Annotated in this window: 17 protein-coding genes; 10 read left to right on the top strand and 7 right to left on the bottom strand. The window is 71.6% G+C overall.

The features are described 5' to 3' along the window. Positions 1-184: 184 nt before the first annotated feature. From ACQPZA_RS18790 to ACQPZA_RS18770, 5 genes are all read left to right on the top strand, one after another. Positions 185-388, top strand: coding sequence for a hypothetical protein (locus ACQPZA_RS18790; RefSeq protein WP_433272265.1), 204 nt, complete (start codon positions 185-187; stop codon positions 386-388). Positions 389-1,742: 1,354 nt separating this feature from the next. Continuing rightward, a complete protein-coding gene (locus tag ACQPZA_RS18785; protein ID WP_433272264.1) occupies positions 1,743-2,792 on the top strand; it encodes a response regulator receiver protein in 1,050 nt (349 codons plus the stop codon). A 71-nt stretch (positions 2,793-2,863) separates the two neighbouring features. Beyond that, positions 2,864-3,700 (top strand): oxidoreductase, encoded by an 837-nt coding sequence (locus tag ACQPZA_RS18780; protein ID WP_433272262.1) that lies wholly within the window; start codon positions 2,864-2,866, stop codon positions 3,698-3,700. 201 nt (positions 3,701-3,901) lie between these two features. After that, complete coding sequence (locus tag ACQPZA_RS18775; RefSeq protein ID WP_433272260.1) at positions 3,902-4,819, top strand: TIGR03619 family F420-dependent LLM class oxidoreductase; 918 nt, start codon at positions 3,902-3,904, stop codon at positions 4,817-4,819. Between the two features lie 180 nt (positions 4,820-4,999). Next, positions 5,000-6,250 carry an MFS transporter gene (locus ACQPZA_RS18770; RefSeq protein ID WP_433272258.1) on the top strand — a complete coding sequence of 417 codons (1,251 nt, stop codon included), beginning with the start codon at positions 5,000-5,002 and terminating at the stop codon, positions 6,248-6,250. Positions 6,251-6,329: 79 nt separating this feature from the next. Here ACQPZA_RS18770 and ACQPZA_RS18765 read toward each other — a convergent pair whose 3' ends face one another. Continuing rightward, on the bottom strand, positions 6,330-6,482 hold the full coding sequence (locus ACQPZA_RS18765; RefSeq protein WP_433272256.1) for a hypothetical protein: 153 nt from the start codon (positions 6,480-6,482) through the stop codon (positions 6,330-6,332). 317 nt (positions 6,483-6,799) lie between these two features. Continuing rightward, on the bottom strand, positions 6,800-7,597 hold the full coding sequence (locus ACQPZA_RS18760) for a hypothetical protein (RefSeq protein ID WP_433272254.1): 798 nt from the start codon (positions 7,595-7,597) through the stop codon (positions 6,800-6,802). 179 nt (positions 7,598-7,776) lie between these two features. Between ACQPZA_RS18760 and ACQPZA_RS18755 the strand changes: the two genes are divergently transcribed. The 3 genes from ACQPZA_RS18755 to ACQPZA_RS18745 all read left to right on the top strand — a co-directional run bounded on the left by ACQPZA_RS18755 (position 7,777) and on the right by ACQPZA_RS18745 (position 10,471). Then, positions 7,777-8,562, top strand: a complete 786-nt coding sequence (locus ACQPZA_RS18755; protein ID WP_433282867.1) for a DUF3097 domain-containing protein — start codon at positions 7,777-7,779, stop codon at positions 8,560-8,562. A 33-nt stretch (positions 8,563-8,595) separates the two neighbouring features. Beyond that, positions 8,596-9,030 carry an NfeD family protein gene (locus ACQPZA_RS18750; RefSeq protein WP_169398797.1) on the top strand — a complete coding sequence of 145 codons (435 nt, stop codon included), beginning with the start codon at positions 8,596-8,598 and terminating at the stop codon, positions 9,028-9,030. A 112-nt stretch (positions 9,031-9,142) separates the two neighbouring features. After that, entirely contained in the window at positions 9,143-10,471 is a 1,329-nt protein-coding gene (locus tag ACQPZA_RS18745) for an SPFH domain-containing protein (protein ID WP_433272251.1), read from the top strand. A gap of 25 nt (positions 10,472-10,496) precedes the next feature. On the opposite strand, the gene ACQPZA_RS18740 is transcribed toward ACQPZA_RS18745, so the two are convergent. The 5 genes from ACQPZA_RS18740 to ACQPZA_RS18720 form a co-directional block, all read right to left on the bottom strand. After that, positions 10,497-11,291, bottom strand: coding sequence for an energy-coupling factor ABC transporter ATP-binding protein (locus ACQPZA_RS18740; RefSeq protein ID WP_433272249.1), 795 nt, complete (start codon positions 11,289-11,291; stop codon positions 10,497-10,499). Then, positions 11,276-12,043: a cobalt ECF transporter T component CbiQ gene (gene cbiQ / locus ACQPZA_RS18735; protein ID WP_433272247.1), complete on the bottom strand. Its 768-nt coding sequence runs from the start codon at positions 12,041-12,043 to the stop codon at positions 11,276-11,278. The genes ACQPZA_RS18740 and cbiQ overlap by 16 nt, the downstream gene beginning before the upstream one ends. Beyond that, positions 12,043-12,402: a PDGLE domain-containing protein gene (locus ACQPZA_RS18730; protein ID WP_433272245.1), complete on the bottom strand. Its 360-nt coding sequence runs from the start codon at positions 12,400-12,402 to the stop codon at positions 12,043-12,045. Before ACQPZA_RS18730 ends, cbiQ begins: the two co-directional genes overlap by 1 nt. Further along, entirely contained in the window at positions 12,399-13,145 is a 747-nt protein-coding gene (locus ACQPZA_RS18725; RefSeq protein ID WP_433272243.1) for an energy-coupling factor ABC transporter permease, read from the bottom strand. Before ACQPZA_RS18725 ends, ACQPZA_RS18730 begins: the two co-directional genes overlap by 4 nt. A gap of 118 nt (positions 13,146-13,263) precedes the next feature. Beyond that, positions 13,264-14,130: a glycosyltransferase gene (locus ACQPZA_RS18720; RefSeq protein ID WP_312859412.1), complete on the bottom strand. Its 867-nt coding sequence runs from the start codon at positions 14,128-14,130 to the stop codon at positions 13,264-13,266. Between the two features lie 333 nt (positions 14,131-14,463). Here ACQPZA_RS18720 and ACQPZA_RS18715 point away from each other — a divergent pair, with 333 nt between their 5' ends. After that, the gene (locus ACQPZA_RS18715; protein ID WP_433272241.1) at positions 14,464-15,477 is read left to right on the top strand and encodes a glycosyltransferase family 2 protein; all 1,014 of its coding nucleotides are present in this window, start codon (positions 14,464-14,466) and stop codon (positions 15,475-15,477) included. 111 nt (positions 15,478-15,588) lie between these two features. Next, on the top strand, positions 15,589-15,966 hold the full coding sequence (locus tag ACQPZA_RS18710) for a hypothetical protein (RefSeq protein ID WP_433272239.1): 378 nt from the start codon (positions 15,589-15,591) through the stop codon (positions 15,964-15,966). Positions 15,967-16,024 lie beyond the last annotated feature (58 nt).

The raw sequence follows: 16,024 nt of genomic DNA, 5'->3' as shown, positions 1-16,024 counted from the left end.
CTACGCCATCCGACGCCGTCGAGCCGATCAGCCCGCGGAAGAGCGGATCCGGCTATCGGAGGAGGTACGGCGGGTCCAGTCCCGTCTGTCGTACTACCAGGCCTGGACCCTGGCCGAGTCGCCTCGAACCGGCGCCGCCTATAACGAACTCGTCGCGCAGCTCCGCAGGATCGCCGGCGCGTCCATGCGTATGGGTTGGCAGGAGCCGGGTCTCAACGACGACATCGGCATGAACATCGGTCCCGACCGAGTCGACCTTGCCGAGCTCCAGGAGGCCGAGCAGCGTTTCCTTCGGGCCACCGAAGCACACGTCACCGCCCTCATCACCCCGTGGTGGCAACGGGCGCTCAACTGCCTCCGGCCCAGCCGCGGTCCCACCGCCTCGTAAGACGGGTTCCGCGCCGCAGCCCACTTGCGCCGCCGGTGGCCGAGCAGGCCGAGGTCGGTCAGTTACGTCGTCCCGCCACGGGTCGGCCCGCGTCGGCCGGCACGTCGTTCCACTCCGTGCAGGCCACCAGGCCTTGCATCCGATGCACACCAGGTGTCGGTGAAGAAGCTCAGCCGCGGTGGGCGCTCCCTGGGCATCCCGAATAGGAGGCCCCTTCGGTCTGGCCCGTCATCGGCGTGGTGCACGGGGTGCCGACATTGCTCACGCCCCCCGTCGGTTCAATGTCACTGTGCGGGGCGTCCGACCAGGCGCCTGGTTGGCCCGTCGTGTCGATGCCGTGCACCGTCCACCGCTCTTGCCACGGGCCCGACGGCGGCCTGGTCGTCGGTGGCATCGGCACCGCGTCAATGCCGAATTCGTCGAGTGCCATCCCATAGTCGATCTCAGCCGCTTTGGTGATTTTCGGTCCTAGCCCACCGAGCAGCAACGTGGCTTCCGGCTCCCGGAGGGTCGGCCCTCCTTAACCCAGCCTGGCGGGGCCGAGGGTGCGTTCGGTGCGATCGGAGCGCAGCCCGAGTACCGAGCGTCCTGGTGGCGTTCCAGAAGGGGTCGCGGCTGAGCGGCCGGGCCAATGTCGCCGGGAGACGGCCAGTCCGAGGCCTGCCATGACGACCAGGAACACGACGTAGAACGGGACCGCGGTCACCGAGCTTCGGGACCTGCGAAGCGACAACGACGAGCAGGGTGGCGACCATGAGGGTTCCGGCCCAGGTCGAGAAGGCCTCGCCTGGGTGAGCCGGATCACGACCCGGATGACGAAGGCCTCGATAAAGGGGCCACGCGCGATGCGAACAGGCCATCGACCGGTCAGGTTGCAGGCGTCGGGCATTTATGCGTAGACAGCTCTGCGGCCAGCACCCGGTCGGAGCGGCGGTTGAGTGTCCGCCGGACCATCCCGAACTGGATGGCCAGCAGCAAGGGTCGCCGCGCACCAGACCAGAGGTCAACGGCGCCGACCCCATGCTCGCCGGCGTGTGCACTGAGCGCTGTCGAGTCCGCTGAGCCAGGTCGTGTAAGGCCAGCGATGACGTGGTCGACCTGGAACCGCGACAGCCAATGGTGGCAGGGCCCCATCACCTTTCCTGAGTCAGGCATCAGGTAACCCGGCCTTCGCATCAGCTCACCTGCGCCGGCATCACCTCCGCTGAGCCAGGACAACGGTCCTCCCGGTTTCGAGTCCGCCCGCGCCCGGGTGCTACCAGCGAAACACAGGTTTCGTTGGTAGCACGTTCAGTTTTTGAAACGTCGAACCGGTTAGATCGTTTGCAAACCTCGAACTGGTACGGTCCCGACCATGATCGAAGAGGCCGTACGCTGCGGCTACAGCAAGTGCCGGGCCGAGCTCCCCCCTCCGGGCCCGCAGGGCGGCCGCCGCCGCTCCTTCTGCCGGGAGACGCGCTGGCCCGGCGGGCGCTCCTGCGCCCAGATGGCCAAGGCCGAGCGCGACGCCCTCGACGCGCTGGGGCTCGACTCGGGGCGTTCCGCCTTCCGGCTCGACGCCGAACGGCTGCGGGAGCACGTCGACGCGGTACGGGGGCCCGTCACGGAGCTGGCCGCCGCCCTCGCGGGCGTCATGGAACGGCTGGAGGAGGTGGAGGGCGCTGCTCTCGCCGCCGTCGAGACCGCCAACCGCGGCGCGGCGGAAGCGGAGGCGCTGCGCGTCGAGGCGCAGCAGGCCCGGGAGCGGGCCGAGAGGGAGTCCCGGGAGGCTCAGGACCGGACGGCGCGGGCGGTCGAGGAGCGGGCCACGGCCGTCGAGCGGGCCACGGCCGCGGCCCGGCAGGCGCTGGAGGCGACCGAGGCGCTCGGTGCGGCGCGTCAGGTGGCCGAGGAGGCCACGCTCGTCCGCCAGAGTGCAGAGGAGCGGGCCACTGCCGAGGCCCGGCGGGCTGCCGAGGCGGAGCGGACGGCCCAGGAGGCGATCGTCCGGGCGGAGCGCGCCGACGCCGAGCGGGCCGCGGCACAGGCACGTGCACAGGAGTGGCGGACGGAGGCCGAGGAGAGCCGGGCCGAGCGCGACGCCGTCCGGGCCGAGCTGACCACCAGCACGAACGCCCGGGACGAAGCCGTACACCGGGCGAGCGCCGCGACCGATGCCCTGGCCGGCGATCGGGAGGCGCGGCAGCGGGCGGAGCAGGCGCTGGCCGCGGCACAGGCGCGCGTCGAGACCGAGGTGGCCCTGCGGAACCGCGCCGACCGTGAGCTGGAGCGGTTGCGGGCGGAGGTCGACCGGGCCCACGCCGACCTCACACAGGTCCGGACCGAGCTGACCGCCGTGCGGGAGCGGGACACCGACGAGCTGCTGGCCCTCGTCACGGCAGCCGTGCAGGGCAGGGACGGCTGACCGCCGGCTCGGCACCCGGGGCGGCCGGAGCGGGTGCCGAGCCGCCCCGCGGCCAGGCGCAGGATGGCGGTATGACGCAACTCCGCTGGTTCATCACGGGGGCATCCACCGGGTTCGGGCGCACGTTCGCCGAGACGTTGCTGGCCCAGGGCGACCAGGTCGTGGCCACCGCCCGCAACCCCGAGTCGATCGCCGACCTCCCGGACCGCTACCCCGGGGCAGCGCTCGCCCTGCCGCTCGACGTGACCGACCCCGGGCAGATCACCACGGCTGTCGGATCCGCGCTGGACAGCGGCGGCATCGACGTCCTCGTCAACAACGCGGGCCGCGGTCTCCTCGGGGCGCTCGAGGAGCTGTCCGACGAGCAGATCCACCGCGTGCTCGACGTCAACCTGTTCGGCGCCCTCGCCGTCACGCGCGCCGTGCTGCCGCACATGCGCGCCCGCCGCAGCGGGCACATCGTGCAGATCTCCTCGGTCGGCGGGGTCGTCGGGAACCCGGGCCACGCGGCCTACGCGACCTCGAAGTTCGCGCTGGAAGGGGCGTCGGAGGCGCTCGCGGGCGAAGTCGCCCCGTTCGGGATCCGGGTGACGATCGTCGAACCCGGCCCGTTCCGCACCGACTTCCTGGGTCGCTCGCTCGAGATGGCCACGCCGATCCCGGACTACCAGGACGGGCCGCCCGGGGTCCTGCGCGAGCGGTTCTCGAAGCAGCACGGCCAGCAACCGGGCGACCCGGAACTGGCGATCGAGGCGATCATCGGAACGGTCCGGGCGGGGGCGGGACCCTTGCGGCTGCCGCTGGGAGCGGCGGCCGTCGAGCGCATCCGCGACAAGCTGCAGCGGCAGCTCGCCGACCTGGAGGCCTACGCGGACCTGGCCGTCTCCACCGACCGTCCGGCGGGCTGAACCGGATCGGGGCGACTCGGGCACCCAAGACGGGCGACTCGCGGGCGGGGAACGGGCGACTCGCGGGGCGTCTGTCCTGTTCGTGCCGATTGGCATTCGGCGGGGAACGGCCTGCTCAGAGGGCCGGAAGCCGTTGGGTAGCGTGATCGGCGACGGCGGGCGGAGACGCCGCCCGCGGCGCGGTTCATCCGAAGGGTCCCCATGCGAATCGGTCTCGGCCTGCCCCACTACGGCGAGCTCGCCACCGTCGACACGCTGGTCGAGGTCAGCAAGGCCGCGGAGGCCATGGGCTACGACAGCCTGTGGACGGGCGATCGGCTCTTCGTCCCGGTGGAGCCGAGCGACCCCTACCCGGGTGGCGACGGCGTGATCCCGCCCCAGTTCGGGACTTTCCTGGACCCGCTCACCGCACTGACGTTCGCGGCGGCCCACACCGAGCGGGTCCGGCTGGGCACGAGCACGCTCAACGCCACGTGGTACCCGCCGGTGGTGCTCGCACGCACGCTGACCACCCTCGACATCCTCAGCCGCGGACGCCTCGACGCCGGGTTCGGCATCGGGTGGATGCGTGACGAGTACACCGCGGTGAACGTCCCGTGGACGGGCAAGGGCGCGCGGCTGGAGGAGACGCTCGACCTCCTCGAGAAGATCTGGACCTCGGAGGTGGTGGAGCACGACGGGCCGTTGTTCACGGTGGTCCCGACGCCGATCGAGCCCAAGCCCGTGCAGCGCCCGCACCCGCCGATCCTGCTCCCCGGCTTCTCGCCCGCGGCGATCCGCCGCGTCGGACGCCGGGCGGACGGCTGGCTCGGCGTGGGTGCTCCGCTGCCTGCGCTGCAGTACCTGTGGGGCAACGTCCGGCGGGAGGCCGAGGAGGCCGGTCGCAACCCCGCCGACATCCGCTGCATCGTGCGGATCAACCCCCACCTGACCGACGAGAAGGCCGAGGCCGAGCAGGTCCCGGACCGGGGCACGCTGGCCCAGCAGGTCGACTACGCCCGTTCGCTCGTGGAGGTGGGCGCGGACGAGGTGTTCATCGACCTCGGTCAGACCACCACGACCAGCACCCAGCTGCTCGACCTCGCCGGTGCCTTCATCGAGGGCGTCCGCGCCGGGTAGTGACCGGCGCCGGGCACTCCCGGTAGCCGGGGACGGTGCCCCGGCGTCTCAGCGGGTGACGAGGGCCGGACAACTGGCTACCCTCTGCCGATCCTCCGTTGCCGGCAGCCAGGGGTCACCGTGTCCGATCAGACGACATCCACATCGCCCGATCCGGCTGGCGGTACCGTCCGGCACCGGTTGCCCGTCCGCACCCTGGTCGCCGCGTCCATCGGCAACGCCATCGAGTGGTACGACTGGACGATCTACGTGACGTTCAGCATCTTCTTCGCCACGCAGATCTTCCCGAAGGAGAACGCGGCGCTGGCGTTGCTCAGCACGCTGGCCACGTACGCGGTGGCGTTCTTCTTCCGCCCGCTCGGGGGCTGGCTGCTGGGCCGGTTCGCCGACCTGCACGGTCGCCGCACGGCGATGCTCGTGACGATCCTGCTGATGGCCCTCGGATCGCTCGCGATCGGGCTGCTGCCGACGTTCGCGATGGTGGGCTGGCTCGCGCCGGCGCTGCTGCTGATCGCCCGCATCGCACAGGGGATGTCACTGGGCGGGGAGGTCTCGAACGCCTCGGCGTACCTGGCCGAGATCGCCCCACCCGAGCGGCGCGGCCGGTACTCGTCCTTCTTCTACATCTCGACGGGTTCCGCGGTGCTCGTGGCGTCGCTGCTCGGTGCGCTGCTGACCCAGGTGCTGGACGCCCAGCAGCTGGCCTCCTACGGGTGGCGGATCCCGTTCCTCATCGGCGGCGTGCTCGGCCTCGTCGGGCTGTGGCTGCGCCGCGCCATGCCGGAGACCGACCAGTTCGAGGAGAACAAGGCGGTGGCGCAGGCTCTGCGCCACCCGTTACTGACGACGTTGCGCGAGCACCCGAAGGCCGTGGGGCAGCTCGTCGGGTTCACCCTGCTCTCGACCCTCTGCTACTACACGTTCTTCTCCGCGCTCACCCCCTTCGCGGTGACCTCGCGGGGCGCCAGCGCCAACGAGGTCTTCGTCGCGCTGTCCATCGCCACCGCGTTGTTCGTCGCGCTGCAGTACCCGATGGGAGCGGTGTCGGACCGGTTCGGCCGCAGGCCACAGCTGCTGATCTGGTCGGCCGCCACGGCGGTGCTGATCGTCCCGCTGTCGTATCTGATCGGGCCCGGGCTGGGCAACCTGCTCGTCGTGTTCTGCGTCGGCCTCGGGCTGTACACGATGATGACCTCCATCGCGCCCGCGGTGATGAGCGAGCTGTTCCCCACCGCGCTGCGCGGGCTGGGCATCGGGGCCTGGTACAACCTGACCGTCGCCATCTTCGGCGGCACGGCACCGCTGGTCATCCAGGCGCTGTCCGGCGCGGGCGCGGCCGAGGCGTTCTTCTGGTACGTGGCCGCGGGCGCGGCGATCGCGTTCCTGGTGATCCTGACCCTGCCCGAGACGAAGGGCCAGGTGCTGCGGTAACCCGGGCTGGACCTGTGTCGAACTGATCCACTGCACGAGTCCACAGTGGTGTTCAGCGGATGCCACAGATTGCGTAATGTCACCACGGAAATCGGGATCCCGGGGCCTGCCGGCGGCTGCCGGGAAACCTGGTGCGGTTGCCCTCGGTGGTGAGGCCGGTGCCCGGTGCCCGGGCCGCCTCCGTGACGAGCAGCGCCGTGAGCAGCCCTCCGTCGTCCCCGGCGAGGTCCACCTCCGGAGTCGCACGATGATGTCCGGCTACGGGAAACAACCCGACACCACCGCCACGGTGCTGCGCAAATGATCGGATCCGGACCGGCGAAATCGGATTTCCCGACAGGGGCGGATACTTCATGCGCACGACCGCGTCATGGATCTGATCGTGGTTGGTGCGTCGCCGACAATTGCTGCGCAGAAGAGCAATCTCATGCCGTCGTGGTGTTCTCGGCCGGACGTGCTGCGGACCAGGAGAAATTGCAAGAATTCTTATCGCCACCACCACGGCACAAGACGCAGATCCCGTCCGGGATCTGCGTCAGGCGCGGTCGGTCAGACGAGCGGGCTGGTGGCCAGCACGCGCACGGCCTCGGCCACGGCGGCCCGCCGGGCCACCCGCACCGCGGTCTCGATCGGGCGCAGGGCCTCCCGGCGGGCGGCGGCGGCCGAGGCGGACAGCGCGCCGCCCGGCTCGTCGACCGATGCCGCGGCGAGGATGGCCTCCACCTCGTCGGCGTGCTGCAGCACACGCAGCGGCTGCCCGGGCATGCCCACGGGCCACAGCGACTTCGGGCGTGCGCTCAGGGCCGCGGCGATCTCCTCGCGCACGCCGGGCCGGTGCCGTGCCACGCCGAGCGAGGTGAGCACCGACGCGGACTGGCGGACCTGGTCGCGCAGTTCCCGCTCCGCCTGGTTCAACGCGACGAACTCCGGGGGAGGCCCGGGGTCGGTCACCGGGTAGACCGTCCAGCGCAGGACGCCGTCGGCGATCGGCGCCGGAACGATGCCCAGCCCGGCGTCGGCGAACAGCACGCCCTCGCCCGCCGCCAAAGCCTGCTGGCTGAAGTGGCCGGGACCGGGCAGCCCCCGCACGTCACCGGGGACGGGGAGCACCAGCCGCGCGGGACCGCGCGGCGCCGCACGACGGAGTGCGGCGAGGAGGAACGTCACCGAGGACACCGGCTCGCCGGGTGAGGGGAGCGCGGTGACGCGGGCGGTGTCCGCGTCGGCGGCCTGGACGTCGTGCGCGTCGGCCCACGGGCCGAGCGCATCGAGCACGTCGTCGGGTGCCGCAGCACCCGCGAGCCAGGCCGATGTCCACACGGTGAAGGTGGCGGAGGGGCAGGGCACGGGCGTCAGGCTAGCCACGTCCGGGGTCCGGAGCACCGCTGCCGTGCGGGTGAACCCGAATACAGTGCGTTGCCGCAGGTCGGAACGGGTGGATCAACGGTCTGCGCGTGTCGCGGCGGCCGCTGCGGCCCGGGCGACGGTAGAAAACGGGTGTGACGCGCTCGCACGACTACCGAGGGATGTTCGGTGCCGACGGCTCCCGCACGACGGTGCGCCGGCAGGTTCCGGAGGTTCCCGCCGAGGCCGGCCTCGTCGTGGAGGATCCCGCCAGCGGCTTCTGCGGCGCCGTCGTCGCCGCCTCGGTGCGTGAGGTGACGCTGGAGGACCGCCACGGCCGGCGTCGGGTCTTCCCGCTGCGACCGGCCGCGTTCCTCTTCGAGGGCGCCCCCGCCACCCTCGTGGTCCCGAAGCGCGCTCCGGCGGCTCCGGCTCGTTCCGCATCGGGCTCGGTGAAGGTGCAGGGGCACACCGCCCGGACGGCGCGGGCGGCCCGGATCTGGGTGGAGGGACTGCACGACGCCGAGCTGGTCGAACGCGTGTGGGGCCACGACCTGCGGGTCGAGGGTGTGGTGGTCGAGCCGATGCACGGCATGGACGATCTCGCGGCCGTGGTCGCCGAGTTCGGTCCCGGCCCGGATCGGCGGCTCGGCGTGCTGGTGGACCACCTCGTGGAGGGTTCGAAGGAGACGCGCGCCGCCGCGGCCGTCGCGGGTCCGCACGTGCTCGTCGCCGGGCACCCCTACGTCGACGTGTGGCAGGCGGTGAAGCCGTCGGTCGTCGGGATCCGGGCGTGGCCCGAGGTGCCCCGCGGCACCGACTGGAAGACCGGGGTCTGCGCGGCGCTGGGCTGGGGCGAACCGGCCGACGGGGCCCGCCGCGTGCTCGGCGCGGTCCGCAGCTTCCGGGACCTCGAAGTGCCCCTGATCAACTCCGTGGAACGGCTCATCGATTTCGTAACGGGCTGATCACCGCCCGCCGTCTTCTGGCAGGATCGTCGCATGTCGGCCGCTGTGATCTGGCTCATCCTGGGCCTGGTGCTGGTCGCTGCCGAGGTGCTCTCCGGCGACTTCGTCCTGCTGATGCTCGGAGGGGCGGCGCTCGCGGCGGCCGGGGTCTCGTTCGTCGTCGCCGGGCCGGTCGCCGGCGCGGTGGCGTTCGTCATCGCATCGGGCCTGCTGGTCTTCGCGGTTCGCCCGGCGCTGCGCCGGAAGCTGAACCGCGGGATCGACCACTCGGTGATGCACCACAAGGCGCTCGTCGGCACCACCGGTGTGGTGGTCGCGCAGGTCGACGGGCACGGCGGCCGCGTCAAGATCGGCGGCGAGCTGTGGTCGGCCCGGTCCAGCGACGGGCACGAGGTGATCGAGCCGGGGGCGAAGGTCACGGTGCTGGACATCTCGGGGGCCACGGCGCTCGTCGTCGGGCAGGACTGACCGGAGCGGTCCCGGTGCAACAGGAGTACACCGGAGTCACCAGCAGCGAGCCGGCGTGCGAGGACCCGACCGCTGACATCCAGCGTCGGATGCGAAGAGGGAGGGATAAGCGGTGACCGATTCTACGGTGCTGCTCGTCGTCGTGGCGCTGGTGGTGTTGCTGGTCGTGGTCTCGCTGGTCAAGGCGATCCAGATCATCCCGCAGGCCACCGCCGCCGTGATCGAGCGGCTGGGCAGGTTCAAGGGCACGGCCGACCCCGGCCTGGTGTTCCTGGTGCCGTTCATCGACAAGGTCCGGGAGCGGATCGACCTGCGTGAGCAGGTGGTCTCGTTCCCGCCGCAGCCGGTGATCACGCAGGACAACCTCACGGTCAACATCGACACGGTCGTCTACTACCAGGTGACCGACCCGAAGTCCGCCGTCTACGAGATCAACGACTACATCGTCGGCGTCGAGCAGATCACCACCACGACGCTGCGCAACGTGGTCGGCGGCATGAGCCTCGAGGGCACGCTCACCTCCCGCGACGAGATCAACACGGTGCTGCGCGGCGAGCTGGACGAGGCCACCGGCCGGTGGGGGATCCGGGTCGCCCGCGTGGAGATCAAGGCGATCGACCCGCCCGCGTCGATCCAGGAGTCGATGGAGCGGCAGATGAAGGCCGACCGCGAGAAGCGGGCGACGATCCTCACCGCGGAGGGGCAGCGGGAGTCGGCGATCCGCAGCGCCGAGGGGCAGAAGCAGGCCCAGATCCTCACCGCCGAGGGTGCCAAGCAGGCGGCGATCCTCAACGCCGAGGCCGAGCGGCAGTCCCGCATCCTGCGGGCCCAGGGTGACCGGGCCGCCCGCTACCTCGAGGCGCAGGGTGAGGCGAAGGCCATCGAGAAGGTGTTCGCCGCGATCAAGGCGGGCAAGCCCACGCCGGAGCTGCTCGCCTACCAGTACCTGCAGACGCTGCCGCTGATGGCCGAGGGCGACGCCAACAAGGTCTGGATCGTCCCGTCCGACTTCGGCAAGGCGCTGGAGGGTTTCACGCGGATGCTGGGGGCGCCCGGCGGGGACGGTGTGTTCCGGTTCGAGCCGTCTCCGGTGGACGCCACGGTCTCGAAGCCCGAGGACGACGACGAGTCGATCAAGGACTGGTTCGACACCACGGGCGACCCGGAGATCGCGAAGGTGGTGGCCGACGCCGAGGCGCAGGCCCGCAAGGAGGTGCCCGCACTCGGCGCGGAGATCCCGCACGCGCCCGTGCCGCCCCTGCCCTCGTCGCACAGCAACGGGCCGGCCCCGCAGCAGCCGGACGGCCCGCAGCTGCAGGGCCCGTCGGCCTCCGCTTCTCCGCAGCGGGCGCTGCCGGAGAGCGCGGTGCCCACCCCTCCGCGCGGAATCCCGCAGGTGCCCCCGGCGCCGGATCTCACGAAGCCGCCCGCCCAGGAGTAGTCCGCGGCTGCGCCGCCCCCACCGGTCAGGACAGGGTGAAGCCGTAGGGCAGCTCGAGGCGGTGGCGGCGCAGCAGCTCGGCGTCGGCGAGGAGCTCGCGCATCGGTCCGTCGGCCACGATGACGCCGTCGTCGAGCACCACGCCCCGCGGGCAGAGCTGCAGCGCGTACGGCAGGTCGTGGGTCACCATCAGCATGGTGGCGTCGAGCCCGAGCAGCACCTCGGCCAGCTCGCGGCGCGCCACCGGGTCGAGGTTGGACGACGGCTCGTCCAGCACGAGGATCTCCGGCTCGCACGCCAGCACGGTGGCCAGCGCAACCCTTCTGCGCTGGCCACCGGACAGGTGCAGCGGTGAACGGTCGCGGTGCTCCTGCATGCCGACGATGGCGAGCGCCGTGTCCACCCGGGCTCGCAGGTCCTCGCCGGTGACTCCGAAGTTGGCCGGCCCGAACGCCACGTCCTCGGCGACGCTGGGCATGAACAGCTGGTCGTCCGGGTCCTGGAAGACGATGCCCACCCGGCGCCTGATCTCCCGCAGGTTCTGCTTGGCCACGGCCAGGCCGCCCACGGTGACGGTCCCGTGCCCGGCCGTGAGGATGCCGTTGAGGTGCAGCACGAGCGTGGTCTTGCCCGCCCCGTTGGGGCCCAGCAGCGCCACCCGCTCGCCGCGGTTGATGGTCAGGTCCACCCCGAAGAGGGCCTGCCGGCCGTCCGGATAGGCGAAGGCGAGGTCGTCGACCTGCAGGGACGGTGGCGCGGCCGCCGGCGGCGAGCTGTCCGGCAGTGCGGTGTGGTCGGGGGAGATCACGTGGTCACCCATCCGGTGACGGCCAGGCCGAGCGCGACGGCCACCGGGGCGAGCCCGGCGACCCAGTCCCGCCGCGTCGTGGGCGTCTCGCTCAGCCGCGGCATGGCGCCCGTCCAGCCGCGCGAGAGCATCGCGAGGTGCACCCGTTCGCCGCGTTCGTAGGAGCGCACGAACAACGATCCGACGCCGCGGGCGGTGGCCCCGGCCTGCCACAGGAAGCGCGGGTCGTGGCCCCGGGAGATCCGGGCCAGCCGCATCCGGCGGCCCTCGGCGGCGATCACGTCGACGTAGCGCAGCATCAGCGTGACGATCGTGACGACCAGCGCGGGCGCGTGCAGCCGTTGCAGCCCGAGCAGCAGGTCACGCAGCGAGGTGGTGGCGGCCAGGGTGAGCGAGGTCAGCACCCCGAGGGTGCCCTTCACGATGATGTTCCACGCCCCGAGCAGCCCGGGTTCGGAGAGTTGCAGGCCCAGCCACTCGACGTGTGGGCCGCCCCCGGTGAGCGGCAGGAGTACCGCGAGCACCACGAACGGCGCCTCGATCACCGACCGGCGCACCATCCATCCCGGCGGGATGCCGGCCACGACCCAGATCGCGGCCAGCAGTACGAGGTACCCGCCGAAGACCGGGAAGGCCTCCCGCGGCGTGAGGACCACGCAGACCACGCCGAGGAACGCGGCGACGATCTTCACCTCGGCCGGGAGCCGGTGCACCGGCGAGGTGCCGGCGAGATGGAGCGGGTGGCCGTGGCCGGCACCGGCCACTAGTGCTGGTCCTTCGGGCGCTTGCGCAGCACCCAGAACAGGCCGCCGGCCACGACGAGCGTGACGAGGACGCCGATCACGCCCGCGGCCCCGACCGTGCCCTCGCCGCCCTCCACCGCGTAGTCGGCCAGCGGACTGGCCGCGAGCGAGTGGTCGGTGGCGTTCTGCGCGATGCAGGTGCCCTCGAGTCGCTCCCCGGCGTCGGACTCGACGACCTGGCAGCCCTGCAGCGTGACGGTGTCCAGCCCGTCGGGATGGGGGCTGGCGAAGTAGGACAGGGCGCCCGCCACGAGCAGGGCGACGGCGAGGAAGCCGACGAAGAAGCCGGTGGCGCGCCGGTTCGGTGCGGGTGCGGTCATGACGGGTTCCCCTCGGTGGCCCTGCTCTCCGTGACACCGGTGTCCCCGGCCTGGCGCAGCTGCAGAGGTGGCGCGGTGCCCCGCAGGAGGTGGACGAGATCGGGCCGGACCGAGGCGACGGCCCCCACGGTGGCCGCGGTGATGACCCCCTCGCCGATGCCGATCAGGACGTGCAGGCCGATCATCAGCGTGAAGACCGTGCCGAGCGACGCCCCGCCCGCGCCCCCGATCGCGTACTCCAGGACGAACGCCAGCGAGGCGACCACGGTGTTGACGAACGCGGCCACGAACGCCGTGGCCACCAGGCCGGCGCGGCTGCGCCGGGCGAGGGGGCGCAGTGCCACCGCCACCGCGTAGCCGACGAACACGCCGACCAGCGCCATGTTGACGATGTTGGTGCCCAGCGCGGTGAGGCCGCCGTCGGCGAAGAGCAGCGCCTGGACGCAGAGCACGATGGCGATGCAGAGCGAGCCGACCCAGGGCCCGACGAGGATCGCGACGAGAGCACCACCGAGCAGGTGACCGCTCGCGCCGGGCAGGATCGGGAAGTTGATCATCTGGACGGCGAAGACGAAGGCGGTGACCAGGCCGGCCATCGGGGCCGTCCGGTCGTCGAGGTCCGACCGGGCCCGGACACCCGCCAGGACCAGCCCGAGGACGGCGATCAGGCCGAATGCTCCTGCGGTGGGCCCGTTCACCAGCCCGTCGCTCATGTGCATGGCCAGTACCGTGTCGCCGACCATCCCGACCTCCTCGACGATCGCCAGCGCGGCCACCCGAACGGGTGGCCGGCTCAGGCTAGTCGCGGACGAGCGGCTGTCGCAAAGAACTTGCGATTAGGACCGGGCGGAGGAGGTCAGGTCAGGCAGCGTCGTCTCCTTCGGTGCGGCGCGCGGCGAGCTTCGAGATCGCGTACAGGGCCCGCCTGCGGGACCGGCCGGCCGGGGCCAGCAGGCGTCCGACCGCGAGATCCACGCCTCGGACCTGGAAGAAGGGCGACTCGCCGATCTCCTCCAGCAGCATCCGCTGCTGTTCGTAGATCGCCTCGGCGTTCTCCGAGGACACGGTGCCGCGCCCGATCCGGAACGCCGCGAGCGTCTCGGGCAGCCCGAGGAACTCGCCGTACTGCAGCAGGCGCAGCCACAGGTCGAGATCCATGATGTAGGTGCGGTCGGCGCGCCACCCGCCCACGGCGAAGAAGTCGTCGCGCCGGAACAGCACGTTGTTGGACTCACCGATCGGGTTCGACCCGTTGCGGACGACCCGCCGGGCCACCTCGACGCCGGTGCGCACGCCGGTGAGCCCGCCGAGGCCCCGCCGCGGGACGATCACCCGGCTCTGCTCGTCGATCATGTGACGCCGGGCCGCCACCAGTGCGAGGCCGGGGTCGGCCTCCATGGGTGCGACCTGGAACTCGAGGCACCGCGGGTGCAGGAGGTCGTCGGCGCACACCACCTTCACCAGTGGCGCACGGGAGAGCTGGACCACGCGGTTCCAGTTGTCCGGCTGCGACACGGTGGTGTGGTTGCGCTCGACCCGGACCCGCGAGTCGCGCTCGGCGAAGGAGCGTGCGATCGCCCCGCTCTCGTCAGTGCTCGCGTTGTCGAGGATGACGAGCTCGAAGTCGCGGTAGGTCTGGTCGAGTACGCTCCGGATCGTTTCGGCGAGGAAACGCTCCCCGTTGTAGACCGGGATGCAGACGGACACACTCGCCAGCGGCAGCAACACAAAGCCTTCTCTCCTGCCGGTTTCGGGACCGCGCGACGGTACCGCCCGGCGCGCCTCGGAACCCCTCCACCCCCGGCGGGGCACGATCGGGTACCGCGATGACAGCCGATGTGAACGATCCGTAGAGTGCCGATCGGCAGGCGCAGTCCACACCAGCAGTTGCCCTACCGAAGATGCCCCGATTGGGGTACGGCTTCGCGAGATTGTTACGTAACGCGATTGGGTGCTACAGAGATAAACCCAGCGATGGAGATCGTCCTGGGAGAAGGCTACAGGCAGCGACGGGGCCGAGGGCGCGAAATCACCGCGGTGGCGGTGGGGGGGAGAACGGCGATGCAGCGGAACGGCAACCCGCGGGTGTCCGTGGTGGTGCCGACCCGGAACGAGGCGCGGAACCTGGAGGTCGTGCTCCCTGCGATCGCCGCGGTGCGCCCGGCGGTCCACGAGATCATCGTCGTCGACGGCAACTCCGTCGACGGCACGATCGAGACCGCACAACGGGTCCTGCCCTGGGTCAAAGTCATCACGCAGACCCGCAAGGGCAAGGGTAACGCGATGGCGTGTGGCTTCGCCGCGTCCACGGGCGACGTCATCGTGATGTTCGACGCCGACGGCTCGGCCGACCCGGCCGAGATCCCCTCCTTCGTCCGCGCGCTCATCGACGGTGCCGACTTCGCCAAGGGGAGCCGGTTCGTCCGCGGCGGGGGCAGCGACGACATCACGCTCCTGCGCAAGAGCGGCAACGCCGGCCTCAACGGCGTGGCCAACGCGCTGTTCGGCACGTCCTACACCGACCTCTGCTACGGCTACAACGCCTTCTGGGCCGACATCCTCCCGGTCCTCGACCTGCCGCCCATCGATGCCCCGGCCCCGGCCGAGGGCATGTTGTGGGGCGACGGGTTCGAGATCGAGACCGTGCTCAACTGCCGCGTCGCCGCCGCCGGGCTGAAGATCACCGAAGTGCCGTCGATGGAGCGCGAGCGCATCTTCGGCCAGTCCAACCTGCGCACCTTCGCCGACGGCACCCGCGTGCTCCGCACGCTCGCCGCCGAGCGTCGCCGGGCGCTGCGCGGCCGGGCCGAGCGCGTGCAGGTCGAGGAGCAGGCCCGGGCTCTCACCCCGGCGGGAGGTATCCCGGTGGTCCCGCCCGTCGGCGAGCCCGCCACCCCCAACGGCGTGTCGATGGGCACGTCGTCGCTCAACGGGGGGCCGCTCGGCGCCACCGCTCCGGTCGGCGATCCCGTCAACGGTCGCCGCCCGCTGCCGCCCCCGCGGCCGGCACCTGTCGACCGTGAGGCCCGCGACGGAGTGGCCGTGCGTTTCGCACTGGAGGAGGAGGCGTCCTGATCTGGGCGCCCCCTTACACTTCGACGCCAACCGGATACCCGGGGTGTCCGGTGACCTTCTGCCAGATGCCTGCGGTGCTGATCGCGGGTCGGTGACGAACGGAGTACCACGGTGAGCGTGCCCTCTAGCGCCGAGCTCACGCGGGCGCGCCTCGCACGCCGCTTCGTGGCGCTTCTCCTGGTCGTTGCCGGGATCACCGCGTGCGTCCTGAGCGTCCTGAACGTCACCGGTGGCTTCGTCGGTGACTTCCGGTTCCTCGTCACCACGTTCTTCCTCATCCTCGGGCCCGGGTGGTCCGCCGCAGGCTTCCTGCGGCGGGCCCCCGCCGCGCACGTCTGGATGCTCACCGTCGGGGTCGGCGTGGCCGTCACCCTGCTCGTCGGCCAGATCATGGTGAGCACGGGGGAGTGGCGTCCGGCCATCGCCCTGTACGTGATGACGGTGCTGAGCGTCCCGTTGTTGCTGCGGCACGCGGTGGTCGCGCAGTGAGTGAAGCCGCCACAGCTCACCCCGTTATCGTCCCCCCGGTGTTCCGCAGTTCCCCTGT

The organism is Pseudonocardia xinjiangensis (assembly GCF_050948425.1).
Lineage (GTDB): Bacteria > Actinomycetota > Actinomycetes > Mycobacteriales > Pseudonocardiaceae > Pseudonocardia > Pseudonocardia xinjiangensis.
The sequence above is the reverse complement of the archived record's forward strand: the minus strand, read 5'-3'. Positions and strand labels throughout refer to the sequence as shown.